Genomic DNA, 18,788 nt, shown 5'->3' with positions numbered 1-18,788 from the left:
ACTTTGTGCAAAAGTCCGAAAATTTTCGATAAAGCGAAAAAACGCGTGTTTTCTAGAAAAACCATACTCTTTCTATTTCTATTTTCCATAGCCTATCACTTAATAGGACAAGAACTTGGTTTAAAAACAGACACCATTCCGCTGCAACCCATACCAAGGGACTCTTTACAGCTCACCAGGGCCTTAAACGATAGTACACTCAATGGAAGCGATACCACTCAAGTCCCAACTGGTAACTTCGAAACTACTGTCAAATACTTTGCCGAAGATTCCATCATTACCGATGTGACCACCAATACTACCTATTTATATGGTAACGCCTACATCGAATATGGCCGGATCAAACTATCCGCAGCAGAAATCACCATCGATAGAAGGACTAACGAAGTCAGGGCCATTGGAGTTCAAGACACAACCGGTGCATGGGTTGGAAGGCCCATTTTTCAGGATGGTCAGGATGTCTTTGAAACTGAGGAGATCCGCTATAATTTCGAAACGCAACGCGCACGCATCATTGGTGTAGCTGCTCAACAACCCGACGGTTTTCTAAGGGGTTCTGTCGTCAAACGAAATCCTGACAACAGTGCGTACATCAAAGATGGCAAATACACCCCCTGTTTAGATAATCCGGATGCGAGCACTTACATCAGGGCAAAAAAGATCAAGATCATCCCGGGGTCTGCTGTTATTACCGGTCCCTTCCTTCTTTATGTAGGAGGAATCCCTACCCCTCTTGGTTTACCTTTTGGTTATTTTCCTGATACGCAGCAGGCAACTTCGGGAATTCTATTTCCAAAATGGGGTGACGAACAACGAAGAGGGCTCTTTTTACGGGATGGTGGTTGGTATCAGGTATGGAGCGACCAACTGCATTCCGCCTTTACCGCCGATTTCTTTTCAAAGGGCAGCTGGGCCGTAAGGGCTCGTAATGTGTACAAAAAGCGCTACAGCTTCAGCGGTTCATTCGACATTAGCTATAACCGAAACATTACGCCCGAATACGACGAAGTTCCACTTAATTCAAAGGATTTCTGGGTCAGTTGGTCGCATCGACCGGAGTCCCTTGGGCGAAATTCCCGATTTTCTGCATCGCTCCAGGCAGGAACGAGTACCTACAATCAAAATAACCTGGGTACCAATAGCTTTCAAAACAATATCCGTTCAGAGTTCCGATCGAACATCAACTACAGCGGCAGTATTCCAAGAACTCCGTTCAGCTATTCCTTGGCTGCCCGACATAGCCAAAACATTCAAACCAATGTCATTGATATTTCCTTACCCGATTTTTCCATCAACATGCGTAGGATCTTTCCCCTGAAGAGTAGCCGTACGGAACTGATGAAAAAGCTCAGCATTGGCTGGGATTTTGCCGTATCCAATCGCATTACCAACTTGGTTCGCCCCCCTTCAGCAGGGTTCAATGTAGTGGGAAGCACCAATCAATCCGATACGATTACAGTAGGCATCAACACCATCGGAGAATTACTGGATAATGCACAGAACGGTGCTCGCATGCGCATACCCATCTCTACTTCGTTTCCCCTGCTGCAAAACCTCAACCTAACACCGTCGATCAATTTGGAAGAGATCTGGTACCTGAGGGAGTTAAACCATACCTGGGACCCGACAGAGAATGCCGTAAGGATCGATACACTGCAAGGGTTTAGTCGAGCAGGAACCATGAGTGCCAGTGTTACCTTGGGTACTCAACTCTACGGGATCTACAACAAAAGGAATCCCTACGCCAAAACAGAAGCCATTAGACACATCATTACACCAGGAGCGAGTTTCAGTTATCGTCCCAATTACGGTCAGGAACGTTTTGGTTATTACCAAGATGTTCAAATTGATAGCCTAGGGAATACGCGTCGCGTATCTATCTATGATGGCTTTTTATATGGGTCGCCTCAGCTGGGTGAATCTGCGGCACTCAGCTTTCAGGTCAGTAACAAACTTGAAATGAAAGTTCGAAGCGACACCGCGAGCTCAAAAAAGGTAGCCCTCATTGACAATTTCTCTTTTGGTGGCGGCTACAACTTTTTGGCCGACTCTTTTAACCTGTCCCTGATCAACTTGAACTTAAGAACGAATTTATTCGACCGAAAGGTGAGTGTAAACCTAGGGGCTACCTTAGACCCCTACAGTTATTTGCAGCGAGATAGTGACGGAGATCAACTCGTAAGAAGAAATATCTTTGCCTGGAATGCCAACCAGGGCATTGGGCGAATCACCCAGGCGAGAGCCTCCTTAAGCACCAACTTGAACCCTAATGCTTCAGCCCCTCCTCAAGGAAACTTGGCCCGCAGTCCGACGGATCTGGGCAGTGGTTTTGTGAATGAAGGACCGGGCGAATTTGGTAACCTCAATGAAGGGGGCGAACTGAGTCGAACCATGCCCGCTTATTTTTACGATCCCAATGCCTACGTTGACATCAACATACCCTGGAACCTAAGAATGAGTTACGATTTCAGCTATTCATGGAACCCAAATGCTGGCCCAACGATCCGACAAGCCGTGAAAGCTTTCGGTCAATTGGCACTTACTCCAAAATGGGACATTACCTTCAATACGGGTTTCGATATTGAGGCCAAAGCCTTCACACAAACCTCCGTTGGAGTTTATAGAGATCTTGGCTGCTGGGAGATGCGGGCAAACTGGATTCCCTTTGGTGCTTTTACTTCTTACAGCATCGACATTCAGATCAAAGCCTCCGCCCTCAAAGACCTTAAGCTGAGTCGAAGAAGAAGTCAGTTCGATAACAGCTTCTAAGGATTTGCTAGAAAAGGAAAGGATTCGAATGAATTACTTCGCTTCCACGAAAAGGCCTTCTTCAGTTTTCTCAACTTTTGCCAGCCCATTACGGGTAAGTTCTTTTATGGCCTTATCCCACTTTTTGTTTGATAAACCAGCTTTATCTTTGATGCCCGATAGATCAGCTCGACCTGCAGTCTTGATTAGCTCTAGTACTTCTTTTCCTTCTTCTGATAATTCGATTGTTACTTTCTTTTCCGGCTTCATTTGAGGGAAGAAGAGCACATCTTGAATCGAATTGGAATTCGTCATGATCATGGACAATCTGTCGATGCCCACTCCCAGCCCAGCTGTTGGCGGCATACCGTATTCGAGCGCTCTTAAGAAGTCTTCATCCAATACCATTGCCTCGTCATCGCCTCGTTTGCCAAGCTCTAACTGCTCCTGAAAACGAGCACGTTGGTCGATCGGATCGTTCAGCTCAGAGAATGCATTACAGATCTCTTTCCCGTTACAAATGGCTTCGAATCGCTCGACCAATCCTTCTTTCTCTCTGTGTTTTTTAGCCAGCGGTGACATCTCAACAGGATAATCCGTGATGAATGTTGGCTGGATCAGCTTCGGCTCGCAGTGCTCACCAAAGATCTCATCGATCAACTTCCCTTTACCCATAGAATCGTCTATGTCCACCTTCAGCTCTTTGGCGGTCGCGCGTAGCGCTTGCTCGTCCATTGCTGAAATGTCTACCCCCGTAAAATGCTCAATGGCCTCAAACATGGTGAAACGCTTCCAAGGTCTCTGGAAATTGATCAGGTGTTGACCCACTTGAACTTCTGTCTTTCCATGCAGATCAAGGGCTACTTTTTCGACCATGGCTTCCACGAGATCCATCATCCAATTGTAGTCTTTGTAGGCCACGTACAATTCCACCTGAGTGAATTCTGGGTTGTGGAAACGCGACATCCCTTCGTTTCTGAAGTCTTTAGAGAACTCAAAGACCCCATCAAAACCACCAACGATCAAACGCTTCAAGTATAGCTCATTAGCGATCCGCAAATACAGCGTCATGTCCAGCGTATTGTGATGTGTCTTGAATGGACGTGCTGCTGCACCACCGTATAAAGGTTGCAAAATTGGTGTTTCTACCTCCAAATAGCCCTTTTCGGCCAGGAAGTTTCGCATAGAATTCACCAACTGGGTTCGCTTAACGAAGGCATCTTTGACATGTGGATTCACCACCAAGTCTACATAACGTTGCCGATAGCGTTGTTCCGGATCGGTAAACGCATCATGAACAACACCTTCTGCATCGGTTTTTGGTAAGGGCAGTGGCTTGAGTGATTTAGACAATACCACCAATTCTTTGACATGGACAGAAGTTTCACCAACCTTCGTTTTGAACACAAAGCCTTTGATGCCAATAAAATCACCAATGCTCAGGATCTTCTTAAAAACTGTATTGTATAAGGTTTTGTCATCGGAAGGACTGACCTCATCACGCGCTACATAAATCTGAATTCTTCCTGTTGAATCCTGCAATTCGGCAAAGGAGGCCGAACCCATGATGCGCCTACTCATCAAACGGCCGGCAAGTGTTACTTCTTGGTAACCCTCGGGCTCGTTGTCAAAACCTTTCTTAATGCCCTTTGCAAAATGAGTCACTTCGTAGGTTTCTGAAGGATAGGGATTGATGCCCAAGTTTTCTAACTCTTCCTTCTCTTGTCTTCTTTGAATTTCCTGTTCGCTCAAGTTTTGCATAGCACGCGGTTTTTAAGGGGCGCAAAGATAATTAATCGAATAGATTAAATGAATTAGGTGAGTATATGTTTAGAATTTATCCTGATGCCCCAGTTCTTTCTTGGCCGCTTTTCTTCTTTTGAGTTCACTCGTAAGTAAGGAGAGCTCTCTAGTGCTTTGGCCTTTTACTGAGGTATTTTCTTGTGCCCTACGTATCAAATACGGTATAGTCGCCTTCAGCGGGCCATAAGGCACATACTTGATCACGTTATATCCCTTATTTGCTAGGTTGAACGAAATATGATCGCTCATGCCATACAGCTGCGCAAAAAAGACCCGCTGATCGTTTGACTTCATTCCTGCTTCCTCAAGATAATGCGTCAACAAGTAGTTCGACTTTTCATTGTGCGTACCAGAAAAGAGTCCGATCTCACGAATATTATCGATGCAATATTTCATGGCGGCATTGTAATCCCTATCTGTGGCTTCCTTATTGGGTTGGATCGGATTGTCATATCCCATTTTTTCAGCACGCTCAGCTTCTTTTTCCATGTACGCTCCCCTGACAAGCTTAGCTCCTAAACGGTACCCTTTTTCTATTGCATCCTGATGAAGCATGTGGAGCTTTTCCAGCATGCTCTTGCAGTACATCTGGAAGGTGTAAAAAACCACAGCCGTTTCTCGGTTGTATTTGTTCATCATGTCAAGCGTAAGCTCGTCAATGGGGCCTTGGATCCAAGTTTCCTCCGCATCGATCAAAACGGAGACTTCCTTTTGGTAGGCTAACGAACAGATGCTTTCTACCCGCATCTTTACCCGCTCCCATGCCTGTTGCTCCTCTTCGGTTAACGGCTTGTCTGCATGAATCTTTGCTAGCAAATCAAAAGAGGCTAAACCTGTCATTTTGAATGCTGAAAAGCGTATGAAATTCATTTGGCTTGCACGCTCGATCGTCCGCAGGATTTCTTGCGCTGTTTCGTCAAAAGCTTGCTCAGATTTTTCACCTTCAACAGAATAATCGAAAATCGCCCCGATACCGAATGCTGCCAATTCGTTCGAACTTCGCTGGCAGCCATCCAAGGTTTCACCACCACAGAACACGTTAAAAATAGTGCCTTTGATCAAGCCTTTTACGGGCAAATTGGCCCACAAAGCGAATTTGGTCAGGTTGGTCCCCAACTTCACCACCCAAGGGTACTTCATGGTACTAAACAAGAAATGACGCTTTTTTAATTCTTCGTCTTTCTTAGCTCTGAAAGCGATTTCAAGCTCATCAAAATCAACAAACTTTTTAAGTTCCATAGGCTGAATTAAACCGGGCAAATATAGCAACAAACTCTAAGTCTCGTACATTTGTTATGCGGTTGGAGGATACAAATAATATGACGTTAGACCAAAATAAGTTGAACTGGATTAAGGAGCGAAACGAGCCATTTCTGATCGCTGGCCCTTGCAGCGCAGAATCCGAAGAACAACTTAAACAGAGCATTCTGCCAATCCTAGATCGCGTAGCATATGTCAGAGCAGGCATTTGGAAACCAAGAACGCGACCCGGACATTTTGAAGGTGTTGGTGAAAAAGGCTTGGTTTGGATCAACAATCTCAAGGCGTCACACGATTTCAAATTTGCCACTGAAGTAGGGACACCCGAGCATGTGGAATTGGCCTTAAAGCATAAGGTGGATCTGGTCTGGATCGGTGCTCGCACAACGGTCAACCCTTTTTTGGTCAGTGAATTAGCTGAAGCCTTAAAAGGCACTTCCTTACCCGTCTTGGTCAAGAATCCCATTCATCCTGAACTCGCCCTCTGGAAGGGGGCTATCGAACGCTTTGCTTCGAATGACGTGCATGGATTGGGAGCCATACACCGTGGGTTTCATAGCTACCAAAAAACCTCTTTCCGAAACGTACCGCTTTGGCAAATTCCGCTCGATCTTAAAAGCGAGTTCCCATCGCTACCGCTGCTTTGCGATCCTAGCCATATCGGAGGTGATCGCTCCATGATCGCCAGCATTTCTCAAAAAGCATTGGACTTGGCTTACGATGGTTTGATGATCGAGACCCACGTAAACCCTGATGAGGCCTTGAGTGATGCCAAACAGCAGGTTACACCGGAGAACTTGTGTCAGATTCTTGACCACTTGACCTTTAGGCAATCGGGCTTTTCTGAAAAAACCTTTGTTGATCAGTTAGAGATCATACGCGATCAAATCGATCAAGCAGACCTTGAATTACTCCAAGCCATTGCCAAAAGAATGGACCTGGTCACGCATATTGGCGAAATTAAAAAAGAGAATAACGTAGCTATTTTTCAGATCAGCCGATGGAAAGAAATCTTCAAAAGCAGAATTGAAATGGCCAAAGATCATCAGTTAGATGAATCGTTTGTGATGGAGTTACTGCGCCTTTTGCATCAGCAATCCGTCAAAAAACAAACAGAAATATTTGAACGCGAAGCAACGACCAAAGCCAATGGGTGATTTAGGCCTTTTAGGACCGGAGTATACCTTCCATGATATTGCAAGAGCTAAGTTCTTGCCGCATTATGCGGCCCATTACTTTGATTCCTTCACCGAGATCTTCGAAGCTCTGCGAGAAGGTAAAATCACACATGCCTTAGTGGCTACAGAAAATTCAAGCTCAGGCCTTATCGAACGAAATGCCGAGCGCATTTCATCAGAAGGTCATTCCATCATCGACTCCTTCACCTTGCCAATACAGTTGCAAGTTGGCAGCCGGTTCCCCCGTACACTGGATCGCATCAAGAAAATCTATTCACACCCCATGGCGATCAAGGAAACATGTCGTTTTTTCCGCAAATACAGCCACATTACGTTCATTTCCACCAGCAGCACAGCAGCCGCCATAGAAGAGTTACTCAATCACAATGAACGCGATGCCGCGGTCATTGCCGGACAAGAAGCGCTCGCTCATTACCAACTCTTGAACGTAGCCAAAAACATCCAAGACGAACCAAACAATCAGACGACCTTTACTTTCATCAAAAAATAACGCAATCGTTTTACTAAATTTTCCAAGATAAAATTTTTGAATTCTGAATTAAGTCCATACGTTTAGTGTATGAACAAAAAAGCAACGAATTACTTTTACTTCTTTTACTATGACAACTCACCGAAAGTGAACCGTTGCTGATAAGATATTGAATTTCATTCAAAGCCCGGTTCGCAAGAGTCGGGCTTTTTTATTGCAGAAACCATGGATATTATTGACATCAAAGATTGGGGATTAAGTTTATCGGAACATGTATTGATCGCCGGCCCTTGCAGCGCTGAAAGCCCAGAACAAATTGAACACATCGCGAAAGGGTTAAAAGGAAGCCCAATTGAACTCTTTCGAGCCGGCGTCTGGAAACCCAGAACAAGACCGGGATCTTTTGAGGGAGCCGGAAACGAAGCCTTGGGATGGCTCGAGATCGCCAGAGAAATTCTGAAGGTACCTGTAACCGTTGAAGTAGCCAATGCACAGCATGTTGAAGAGGCGCTGAAAGCTGGAATCGAGGTGCTATGGATAGGAGCTCGAACAACGGTCAACCCCTTTTCAGTCCAAGAGATCTGTGAGGCATTAAAGGGGACAGACACCCCTGTCATGGTCAAAAACCCGATCAATCCAGACCTGCAATTATGGCTGGGTGCTTTCGAGCGATTGAACAAAGTAGGTATCAAAAAAGTCGCCGGCATTCACCGCGGTTTTTCAGACCCTTACGAGAAACGATACCGCAACAAGCCCGAATGGAGCTTACCCATCAAGATGAAAGAGCTGATCCCTGGCTTATCCGTGATTTGCGACCCGAGCCATATTTGTGGAACACGTGAGATCATTGCCTCCGTCAGTCAGCGCGCGATCAATTTTGGCTTAGATGGTTTAATGATAGAAACGCACCATGATCCGGATAAGGCCTGGAGCGATGCCAAGCAACAGATCACGCCCGAAATGCTCAAGATCATTTATGATAGCCTTATTTTCAGGGAAACCGTTGACGCAAGACCTGAGGTCATCTCAGAACTTGAGAAGTACAGACAAAAAGTAGATTTGCTGGATACACAGATCATCGAACTGCTGGCTGATCGCTTTCAAGTCATCAAACAAGTTGGCACCTATAAAAAGGAGAACAACTTAGCGGTTTTTCAACCTGACCGGTGGCATGAAGTGACTGAATCCAGAATTCAAGCGGGAATGAAGAAAAATATGACTGAAAAATTCATGAAAAATTTGCTTTTTGCCATCCATGAAGAGTCAGTGAAAATGCAAGAAGCACTGCTCAAAGAACCCGGAATGGCCAAAACCGTATGAGTGAGATCTTTATCGATGACATCAGCAACTCTCTGCCAGGCTTTTTAGCAAAAAGAGGTCCAAGACAGGTGGCTGTTTTAGTGGATGAAAACACAAAGGCACATTGTCTCCCTCTGATCTCTGACCTACTGCCAGATTTTTTACTGATCGAGATCCCATCAGGAGAAGTCAATAAAACACTGAAGACCTGTACCACAATTTGGTCTGCACTCACCGAAGCCAATTTTAATCGAAACGCGCTCTTCATCAACCTCGGTGGTGGCGTGATTGGTGACATGGGGGGCTTTTGTGCATCGACCTACAAACGAGGGCTGGCCTTCATCAACATACCGACTACGCTATTGGCCGCTGTCGACGCTAATGTTGGAGGTAAATTGGGAATCGACTTCAATGGATTCAAAAATCACATTGGTCTGTTCAAGGAACCTGAGGCTGTTTTTGTCGATTCAGTCTTCCTACAAACCTTACCCAAAAAAGAACTTCGATCTGGTTTTGCCGAAGTGATCAAACATGGTCTGATCGCCGACGCCGATTACTTCAATTCCGTGCAAGAGAATGGACTGGAACAGCACAACTGGAACGCAATCATTGCACGATCGATCCAAATCAAAGAAGCGGTGGTCAAAGAAGACCCCAAGGAAATGGGGCTACGAAAAGTCCTCAATTTTGGTCATACAATAGGGCACGCCATCGAGAGTCATTACCTGGGCACATCATCACACTTGTTGCATGGAGAAGCCATTGCCATCGGTATGATCTGCGAAGCCTATTTATCGAAAAAAATTCTTCACCTTAGCGAATCAGCACTGGAAGAAATAAGCGCTGCGCTTTTTGGTATTTACCCTGAGCTCGCCATTTCCAAAAACGATTTCACCTCCATTATTAAACGGATGTATCAAGACAAGAAGAACTCCAATAATTTGCTCAACCATTCCTTGCTTTACAGCATTGGGGTTGCAACGCCAGATATTTCTGTCGACGAAAAGCAAGTGCTGGATGCCCTCTACTTTTATGTAACTAAACAACAAGGTCTTGAAAACTAAGCGACTTGATCATCACCCGGTATTGAACTACTCTGAAATTCCATTAGAGGCTACCAAATCAGAAAGCAATCGGGCATTGATTATCAACGCACTCTCGGGCAATAAATCGTTTATCTATAACCTGTCCAATGCCAGAGACACCCAAACCATGCAAGCCCTGCTCGAAAGCCAAGAGAGTTTGTTAGACGTGCTCGATGCGGGCACTACGATGCGATTTTTGACTGCCTACAGTTTGTTCAACAACCAGCGGACAACGCTCACAGGAACTGATCGGATGCAAAAACGACCAATCAAGCTGTTGGTGGATGCACTTCGAAAACTTGGTGCCAAAATCAAATACCTGGGAGAAGAGGGTTTCCCTCCTATTGAAATTGCACCACTTGACGTACAAAAGAAAAACGAATTAAAGATCAAAGGAGACGTAAGCAGTCAATACATTTCCGCATTGCTCATGATCGCTCCTAAATTAAAAGAAGGTCTGGTACTCCATTTAAAAGGAAAAATTGGTAGCCGCCCCTATATCCAAATGACGCTGGATATGATGAAGCTTTTTGGTATTAATTCCACATGGACGAACAAAACCATTGAGATTCAACCACAAGATTACCTCTCCTATCCCTATGTCGTGGAATCCGACTGGTCAGGTGCGAGCTACTGGTATAGCTTTGTGGCACTTTCAGAAAAAGCGGAATTGAAACTATTGGGGCTTCGACAAAGATCACTTCAAGGAGATATTGCCATTGTACATATCATGAACCGTCTGGGTGTGATGAGTACGTTTGAAGAGAATGGTGTGCGCTTGACTAAAATCCCGCATCAAGAAGAATTTACCTACGATTTCTCTGATTGCCCGGACCTTGCCCAAACGGTGGCGGTAGTATGCGGTATCAAAAAGATCAAATGCCGCATGACGGGCTTAGAAAGCTTAAGGATCAAAGAAACAGATCGAATCAAAGCCCTTAAACGGGAACTCAAAAAGTTCAAGATCAAATTAAAGGAAGTAGAGAAAGGCGTATGGGAGATCAAGTCATCTTACGAAGCATCAGATAAGCTTATTTCCGTAGATACCTATGAAGACCACAGAATGGCCATGGCCTTCGCCCCTATTTCGACGCGACAGGCACTAGAGATCAAAGACCCGGCCGTTGTGAATAAATCGTACCCTAGTTTTTGGGAGCATATCACTTCAGCTGTGCGTACGAACTAAATCTTCTTCCTTTTTGGGAATCAAACCTGCGCCAATTCAGTTATTTGTAGATTAACCCATTATGGCTCAAAAGAAAAAACTCAACAACATCACCATTGGACAGGTATTCAATACCATCATCTGGCCAAAAAGAGGATTACTGTTTTTTGGTTTAATTCTAATTCTCATCCGTAGTGCAGCCAGCGTTGTGCTTCCCAAAGCAACTCAATTTCTGATCGACGATGTAGTAGTAGATGGTGACATGGAAATGCTCAAGAATGTTGTATTGGCCATTATTGGCGCCATTACCATTCAAGCAGCAAGTTCTTTTACCTTGACTAGAATTCTCAGCGTTCAAGCACAAAAATTGATTGCCGTTCTTCGGGTACAAGTCCAAAAAAAGATCTTGTCCTTGCCCATCAATTTTTTTGATAGCCAAAAATCAGGGGCTTTGGTCTCTCGGATCATGACCGACGTAGAAGGAGTAAGAAACCTGGTTGGAACCGGTTTTGTCCAATTGATCGGAGGTACCATCACGGCCGTTGTTGTACTGATTCTTTTGATCGACATGAATGCCAAACTCACTGCCTTTATTGTTGCGCCGGTCATCATTTTTGGTCTTGTCGCCATGAAAGCCTTCGGTTACCTAAGACCCATATTTCGTAAAAGAGGACAATTGAATGCGGAAGTGACGGGTCGTCTTACCGAAACGTTGAACGGCGTTCGCGTGATCAAAGGGTTTGGCGCGGAAGAGCAAGAAATTGATTCGTTCAAGACCGGCGTAGATGCCTTGTATGAAAATGTGAAGAAAACCCTGACGGCATCGGCATTGGTGACAAGCTCTGCGACTTTCCTGTTGGCTGGTGTTGCCAGTACCGGCATCTTAGGCATCGGTGGGTATTACATTATTCAGGGAGAAATGACAGCAGGTGAACTGTTTGCTTTTATTGGTCTGTTAGCCTTGCTGATCGCACCCATTGTGCAAATGTCGAATATTGGCAGTCAGATCACCGAGGCATTTGCCGGTTTAGACCGAACCGAGGAGATCATGCAAATGCCAACCGAAGATGAAAATGAAAACAGAGTAGAGACACTGCAGGCGATCAATGGCGACATTGTATTTGAAGACGTGAGCTTTGCCTACGAACACAACAAAGAGGTTTTACACCACATTTCGTTTCAAGCCAAAAAAGGTAGCGTAACCGCTCTTGTCGGAACTTCCGGCTCTGGAAAAAGTACCATTGCCGGCTTAGCTGCTTCATTTTTGACACCAACAGACGGTAAGGTAATGGTCGATGGCACGGACCTTTCTACTGTCAAATTAAAAAGTTACCGCAATCGATTAGGTGTTGTACTACAAGACGACTTTCTATTTGAAGGAACCATCCGAGAGAACATTCTCTTCCCTCGACCAGATTCGTCACAAGAAGCACTGATGGCCGCCGTAAAAGCAGCGTATGTCGATGAGTTTACTGACAGATTTGAAGAAGGACTGGACACAGTGATCGGTGAAAGAGGAGTTAAACTTTCAGGTGGGCAGCGACAGCGAATCGCCATAGCCAGGGCTGTTTTGGCCGATCCACAAATCCTGATTCTCGACGAAGCTACATCCAATCTCGACACGGAAAGCGAAACCTACATCCAACAGAGTTTAGATGAGCTGATGAAAGGGAGAACCACCTTTGTGATCGCCCACAGGCTTAGCACCATACGCAAAGCGGACCAAATTCTAGTGGTTGAAAACGGACAAATCGCAGAACGAGGTACGCACGATGAGCTTATTAAAAAAGAAGGCCGATACTATCAATTGTATACCTACCAAGCACGCATCTGATTTTCCTTATCTTCACCAAGATGAAGAGACTCTTTACCCTCGTTTTTGTCTTATGCGCGCTGAGCGCCTTGGCACAAGACCCTACTCGGTTTGCCGAAGAAGTCAAGAAGTTTGAACAAACTGCAGATGATTATCCGCAAAAAGACCGGATAGTATTCACCGGAAGTTCATCCATTAGACTCTGGACCAACTTTAAGCGCTATTTTCCCAACCATAATGTGATCAATACCGGCTTTGGTGGTAGCGAAACAACCGATCTGATCTTTTACAAAGAGGAACTCATCAGTCAATTTCAACCTAAACAAGTATTTATCTACGAAGGAGACAATGACCTGAATTCAGGCAAATCTGTTCTTCAGGTAATAAATGACATCACCACCCTAGTACTCGAATTGCAAGAAGAAGGAATAGAACACATAGTACTCATTTCACCTAAACCCAGTATCTCCCGCTGGCACTTGAAAGAAGAATATGAACAGCTGAATGCTGCCTTAGCCCTTTTGAGCTCCATACAACAAGGCCTTCAATTCGCAGACGTTTGGACACCCATGCTGACGCCAGAAGGCATGCTGAGAAAGGAACTCTTCATCGAAGATGGCCTACACATGAATGAAAAAGGCTACGACATCTGGATAAAAGTACTCAAACCACTTTTGATGAATTAATTTTTTCAATAAAAAAAACCTCACCTACCCTCTCCAATCAACGATTTTGAGCCTATTGAATCCTATTGAATAAACTTTTTATGTTTGTATGTTGAATTTTACATATAGATGATTCATATTTGATTTAGTAACCTAAACATATGAAGACCTTAGCCCTATATGCAATGCTCTTGGGCGTGGGGGTAATGACGTTACGCTCTGATATGAAAGAGGAGCGAGCGCTCTTATATGCCCCGCTCGAATCGGCAGAACTTGAATTGTCGGATGACCTATTCAGCATGGATGGGGTGGAGGTCTTTCCTGTAGCTACTCCAACGTTGGCGAAAGTCAATAAAGAATACCGTATCTATTACGAAAACAAATCTTCGGAAACCATTGAGGTTGCCATTCGCTACAAGGCGGTAAGCGGCAGTTGGCAAACACGAGGCATGGTTCCTCTTGCCCCCGGAGAAAAAGTGCTTATGGGACTCTCTGCCGAAACCACCTATTATTCTTATGCAGAGTCTACAAAAAGCAGAAAAAAGAAGTGGTTGGGTAATCATCCCTACCCCATTAAAAATTCGAAGAAGAAAGTTGACTTCGAAGAACAAAACATTTGGGAGTGTTACGACCAGCAAGTATGTAACGTATTTGCTGTGTTTAGGTAACGTTTAGACTGGGGGCCTGCTGGAGGCCCCTATCTTTTCTCATTTTCCATTCCCTTCATTTCGATTTACTCGCCCTTAGAATTTGAGCTGATTAAAATAAACGGGGGAATGCAATAAGCGCGAACCATACCAACTGAACATCTCCCCATCCACAAGTACAATTTTACAATCAGGGATTAACTCCTTAAAAAAGGTCCTGTGCTTTTCTTGGAAAGGAAAGGGTTCTGAGCTCAACAAAAGTACCTCAGGATTCAATGACTTGAGTATTTCGCTAGTCAATTGAGGGTAACGAGGGGTGGACACCACGTTCTCAAACCCGGACTTCTGCAACATGTCGTGGATAAAGGTTTCCGGCCCAACAGCGATGATCGGATCGTTCCAGATCAAGTAAACACAGCGCTTTATGGGCTTCCGCTTCAGTACCTTGAACCTCCCGGAGATCTCCTCGGCCAATCGTACGGCCTCCTCTTGTCTACCCACTAGTTCACCGACCAACTCCATCATCTCCAACGCATCTGCCAAGTTTTTAATATCGCTCATCCACACGGGAAAATCTTGAGCCAAGGATTCAATCCCTTCTTTGTGATTCTCCTCTTTGTTCCCAATGATCAAGTCGGGTTTTAACGATCTGATCTTATCAAGTTTAAAATCCTTGGTCCCTCCCACGACATTCGTCTGTCTTTTGAACTCCTTGGGATGAATACAAAACTTGGTGATACCGACAATTTCAGTTGTCAACCCGAGATCGACCAAAAGCTCTGTCTGAGAAGGAACCAAAGAAACAATGTGCTGGGGTCGCTCTACAACCCTAACGCATCGGTTCATTTGATCTATTCTTTCAATCATTGCAGGTACTTGAAATCCTGACCAGATTTCAATTGTACCAAAAAGGCATGCATCAATTCAATGACTTGCTGAATATCCTTTTCATGTGCTGTTTCTACCGTGGTGTGCATGTACTTTAGCGGTAGCGAGATCAATGCGGAGGGAACTCCTTCATTTGAGTAAGCGAACGCATCCGTATCGGTTCCAGTTGAGCGAGAAGAAGCAAATCGCTGAAAAGGAATGTCCTGTTTTTCGGCAACATTGATCACCATTTTCAATAGGTTATTGTGCACAGCAGGTCCATATGCCAGGACAGGTCCATCTCCCGCCTTTTGATCTCCTTGAAGTTTTTTATCGTACATCGGAGATTGTGTATCGTGACAAACGTCTGTGATGATGGCCACATCGGGTTTGATCTTTGCTGCGATCATTTCAGCTCCACGCAACCCGATCTCTTCCTGCACCGCATTCACCACATAAAGACCAAATGGCAGTTTCTGCCCATTCTCGTGCAACTTCCTAGCCACTTCCGCGATCATGAAGCCACCAATACGGTTGTCGAGCGCTCTTCCACACCAGTACCGATCATTGAGTTTGAAGAGCTCATCTTCAAAAGTAATTACCGTACCCACGTGAATGCCCATTTCCAAGACTTCTTCTTTGGAGTTGGCTCCTACATCAATAAAAATATTCTTCAAAGTAGGCGTTTCTTCTTTCGCCTTGTCCCGTACATGAATTGCCGGCCAACCAAAAATTCCTTTTACGTTCCCTTTCTCACCATGCAAATTCACACGCATAGAAGGTGCGATCTGATGATCAGAGCCACCGTTTCTTACTACGTAGATGTAACCCTCATTACTGATGTAATTTACAAACCAACTAATTTCATCGGCATGTGCCTCGATCACTACTTTAAAGTCGGCCTTCGGATTGATCACCCCTACGGCCGTTCCGTAGTTATCCGTAAAATGGGTGTCCACATAAGGCTTGATGTAGTCGAGCCAAATCTGTTGACCTGAACTTTCAAAGCCAGTGGGTGATGCATTATTAAGGTACTTATGAAGAAATTCTTCGCTCTTTTTATTCATGCTTAGTTTACTTATGGTTCTGCCCTTTCAACATTAAAGCGGGATGTTCCCGTGTTTCTTTTTGGGCAAATGATCTACTTTATTCTCAAGCATCTTAAATGCTTTGATTAACTTTTCTCTTGTGGTGCTTGGTCGGATCACCTCATCAACGTAACCGCGTTTCGCGGCTCCATAGGGGTTGGCAAATTTCGCTGTGTATTCATCTACTTTTTCCTGAAGCTTACTTTCCGAGTCTTCAGCTGCAGCTATCTCCTTCCTGAAAATGATCTCCGCGGCACCCTTGGCACCCATCACGGCGATCTCCGCCAGCGGCCAAGCATAATTCAGATCAGCTCCAATATGTTTTGAATTCATCACGTCGTACGCGCCACCATAGGCTTTTCTTGTGATCACCGTAATTCGAGGAACAGTAGCTTCCGAAAATGCATAAAGCAATTTGGCACCATTGGTGATGATACCATTCCACTCCTGATCAGTACCCGGTAAAAAGCCAGGCACATCCTCCAAAATCAATAGGGGGATATTGAAACAATCACAAAAGCGAACAAAACGCGCACCCTTCACACTGGCATCAATATCAAGTACACCCGCCAATGAGGCCGGTTGATTGCCAACCACACCAATACTTCTCCCCGCAATTCGAGCAAAACCAACGATGATATTATCCGCATACTGTTTATGAACCTCAAAGAATGAATCCTCGTCGACCAAATTCCCAATCACATCGTGCATGTCATATGGTTGATTCGGATTATCCGGGATGATATGATTCAATGCAGGCCGTGTTTCCTCGGACGGATCATAGGAGAATCTTGGTGTTTTCTCTTCACAATTCTGAGGAATATAGCTCAATAGTTTTCTGAGGTCTTTTAGGCATTGCACCTCATTTGCGCTCGCAAAATGGGTAACTCCACTTTTAGCACTATGCGTGCTTGCCCCTCCCAGTTCTTCCGAGGTGACATCCTCCTGCGTCACTGTCTTCACCACATTCGGTCCTGTCACAAACATGTAGGACGTATTTTCTACCATGAAGATAAAATCTGTAATGGCAGGTGAGTAGACCGCACCGCCGGCACAAGGGCCCATGATGGCGGATATTTGAGGAATTACTCCAGACGCTCTTGTATTGCGGAAGAAGATATCGGCATACCCACCTAAGGAAACGACACCTTCTTGTATTCTAGCTCCACCCGAATCGTTGAGCCCAAATACCGGAGCTCCATTTTTCATGGCCAAGTCCATGATCTTGCAGATCTTCTCGGCATGCGTCTCTGATAATGACCCACCGAAGACCGTGAAATCTTGAGAGTAGACATAAACGAGCCGTCCATGTACTGTGCCATAGCCCGTCACCACGCCATCGCCTAAATATACTTCTTCGTCTAGCCCGAAATCCGTCGCTCTGTGCTCAACAAATTTCCCGATTTCTTCAAATGATCCTTTGTCTAAAAAGAGGTCGATTCGCTCCCTGGCAGTCAACTTCCCTTTTTTATGTTGTGCCGCTATCCTTCCTTCCCCACCACCTTGTTCTGCCATTTGGTGCCTCTCAGAGAGTAAGGCATATTTCTCCTTTTTTGATAATAATTTGATCTCTTGGTTTCCGTTCTGTTGTGATTTCATAGGCCTAAGGATTGCTTTCAAATATAGATAGAAGCGCCGAAAAAGAGAGGTTTCCATGGCTTATTTAGCCGCAAGCTTCATTAGTTTTTTCGACTTATTCCTTTAAATTCGACCATCCAAAAATGAGGGAATCTTGAAATGAGGAAAGCTGTGATCGATCTGGGAACGAATACATTCCACCTCTTTATCGTAGAAATCAACAAAGACCAATTGACCTCATTGTACAAGGAAAAAATTGCTGTCAAATTAGGTCAAAATGGCATCTCACAAGGAAAAATCGCGAAAGATGCCATCAAAAGAGCGCTTCATACGCTAAAGGTTTACAAAAAGATCATCGACCAGTTTGAAGTAAAAGAAGTAATGGGAATCGCCACCAGTGCCATTCGCAATGCAAAAAATGGAAAAGAACTCGTTGAAAAGATCAGGGAAGAAACCGGCATTGCCATCCAGATCATTGACGGTAACCGAGAGGCTGAATTGATCTACAATGGCGTGAAGGCAGCAATGGATATCGGAACAGAAAACAAGCTGATCGTTGATATTGGTGGAGGGAGTGTGGAGTTCATTATCGGAAATGGTTCGGACCTTTTGTGGAAACAAAGTTTTGAGATCGGAGCGCAACGACTGCTTGATCAGTTTCATCGTGTGGACCCAATGCCAAAGGAATCCTTAGCCGAACTTTTTACTTACTTAGACCGTGAGCTTTCGCCACTAAGGGCAGCCATTAAGGCCTACCGTCCGCATGCATTGATCGGTTGCTCAGGCACCTTCGATACCTTATGTGACATTCATAATGAAGCCACAGGAAAAAGAAGATCTGAAAAAATAGTGCAACACTTGCCTTTCAATGCGTATAGAGAAATCCACCGAGAACTCTTAATAAAAAATAAAGAAGAAAGGCTGCTTATCCCTGGAATGGTTACCATGCGGGTAGATATGATCGTGGTGGCGAGCTGCCTCATTTCTTATGTCACCGAACTTGTGCAGGCCCAAGAGATCATTGCCTCTTCCTATGCCTTAAAAGAAGGACTCCTTTACGAAAGTGAGCAAAAACCCATTGCCCAAACCCTCTCTTAACCCT

At 44.8% G+C, this 18,788-nt stretch carries 15 protein-coding genes; 10 read left to right on the top strand and 5 right to left on the bottom strand.

The features are described 5' to 3' along the window. The first annotated feature begins 45 nt into the window (after nt 1–45). The gene (locus AC2D6U_RS00865) at nt 46–2,769 is read left to right on the top strand and encodes a putative LPS assembly protein LptD (RefSeq protein ID WP_484719041.1); all 2,724 of its coding nucleotides are present in this window, start codon (nt 46–48) and stop codon (nt 2,767–2,769) included. Between the two features lie 33 nt (nt 2,770–2,802). Here AC2D6U_RS00865 and lysS read toward each other — a convergent pair whose 3' ends face one another. Then, a complete protein-coding gene (lysS, locus tag AC2D6U_RS00860) occupies nt 2,803–4,509 on the bottom strand; it encodes a lysine--tRNA ligase (protein WP_484719040.1) in 1,707 nt (568 codons plus the stop codon). 69 nt (nt 4,510–4,578) lie between these two features. Continuing rightward, on the bottom strand, nt 4,579–5,790 hold the full coding sequence (locus tag AC2D6U_RS00855; RefSeq protein WP_484719039.1) for a proline dehydrogenase family protein: 1,212 nt from the start codon (nt 5,788–5,790) through the stop codon (nt 4,579–4,581). Between the two features lie 101 nt (nt 5,791–5,891). Between AC2D6U_RS00855 and AC2D6U_RS00850 the strand changes: the two genes are divergently transcribed. The 8 genes from AC2D6U_RS00850 to AC2D6U_RS00815 all read left to right on the top strand — a co-directional run bounded on the left by AC2D6U_RS00850 (nt 5,892) and on the right by AC2D6U_RS00815 (nt 14,174). Then, entirely contained in the window at nt 5,892–6,968 is a 1,077-nt protein-coding gene (locus AC2D6U_RS00850; protein ID WP_484719038.1) for a chorismate mutase, read from the top strand. After that, on the top strand, nt 6,961–7,500 hold the full coding sequence (locus AC2D6U_RS00845; protein WP_484719037.1) for a prephenate dehydratase: 540 nt from the start codon (nt 6,961–6,963) through the stop codon (nt 7,498–7,500). Before AC2D6U_RS00850 ends, AC2D6U_RS00845 begins: the two co-directional genes overlap by 8 nt. 204 nt (nt 7,501–7,704) lie before the next feature. After that, entirely contained in the window at nt 7,705–8,799 is a 1,095-nt protein-coding gene (locus AC2D6U_RS00840; protein WP_484719036.1) for a chorismate mutase, read from the top strand. Continuing rightward, entirely contained in the window at nt 8,796–9,842 is a 1,047-nt protein-coding gene (gene aroB, locus AC2D6U_RS00835; RefSeq protein ID WP_484719035.1) for a 3-dehydroquinate synthase, read from the top strand. The genes AC2D6U_RS00840 and aroB overlap by 4 nt, the downstream gene beginning before the upstream one ends. After that, complete coding sequence (locus AC2D6U_RS00830; RefSeq protein ID WP_484719034.1) at nt 9,832–11,049, top strand: 3-phosphoshikimate 1-carboxyvinyltransferase; 1,218 nt, start codon at nt 9,832–9,834, stop codon at nt 11,047–11,049. The genes aroB and AC2D6U_RS00830 overlap by 11 nt, the downstream gene beginning before the upstream one ends. A 61-nt stretch (nt 11,050–11,110) precedes the next feature. Then, nucleotides 11,111–12,862, top strand: coding sequence for an ABC transporter ATP-binding protein (locus tag AC2D6U_RS00825; protein ID WP_484719033.1), 1,752 nt, complete (start codon nt 11,111–11,113; stop codon nt 12,860–12,862). Between the two features lie 20 nt (nt 12,863–12,882). Beyond that, nucleotides 12,883–13,527, top strand: coding sequence for a GDSL-type esterase/lipase family protein (locus AC2D6U_RS00820; protein WP_484719032.1), 645 nt, complete (start codon nt 12,883–12,885; stop codon nt 13,525–13,527). A gap of 140 nt (nt 13,528–13,667) precedes the next feature. Next, a complete protein-coding gene (locus AC2D6U_RS00815) occupies nt 13,668–14,174 on the top strand; it encodes a DUF1036 domain-containing protein (RefSeq protein ID WP_484719031.1) in 507 nt (168 codons plus the stop codon). Between the two features lie 75 nt (nt 14,175–14,249). Here AC2D6U_RS00815 and AC2D6U_RS00810 read toward each other — a convergent pair whose 3' ends face one another. Genes AC2D6U_RS00810 through AC2D6U_RS00800 form a run of 3 tightly spaced genes read right to left on the bottom strand, consistent with a single transcriptional unit; the run spans nt 14,250 to nt 17,623 of the window. Further along, nucleotides 14,250–15,020 carry an ABC transporter substrate-binding protein gene (locus tag AC2D6U_RS00810; protein ID WP_484719030.1) on the bottom strand — a complete coding sequence of 257 codons (771 nt, stop codon included), beginning with the start codon at nt 15,018–15,020 and terminating at the stop codon, nt 14,250–14,252. Then, entirely contained in the window at nt 15,017–16,087 is a 1,071-nt protein-coding gene (locus AC2D6U_RS00805; protein ID WP_484719029.1) for a M42 family metallopeptidase, read from the bottom strand. Before AC2D6U_RS00805 ends, AC2D6U_RS00810 begins: the two co-directional genes overlap by 4 nt. Before the next feature lie 33 nt (nt 16,088–16,120). After that, nucleotides 16,121–17,623, bottom strand: coding sequence for an acyl-CoA carboxylase subunit beta (locus AC2D6U_RS00800; RefSeq protein ID WP_484720571.1), 1,503 nt, complete (start codon nt 17,621–17,623; stop codon nt 16,121–16,123). Between the two features lie 222 nt (nt 17,624–17,845). On the opposite strand from AC2D6U_RS00800, the gene AC2D6U_RS00795 reads away from it, so the two are divergent. Then, the gene (locus AC2D6U_RS00795; RefSeq protein ID WP_484719028.1) at nt 17,846–18,784 is read left to right on the top strand and encodes a Ppx/GppA phosphatase family protein; all 939 of its coding nucleotides are present in this window, start codon (nt 17,846–17,848) and stop codon (nt 18,782–18,784) included. Nucleotides 18,785–18,788: the final 4 nt, after the last annotated feature.

The sequence above is a fragment of the Roseivirga sp. YIW32 genome (assembly GCF_057219245.1).
The sequence above is the reverse complement of the archived record's forward strand: the minus strand, read 5'-3'. Positions and strand labels throughout refer to the sequence as shown.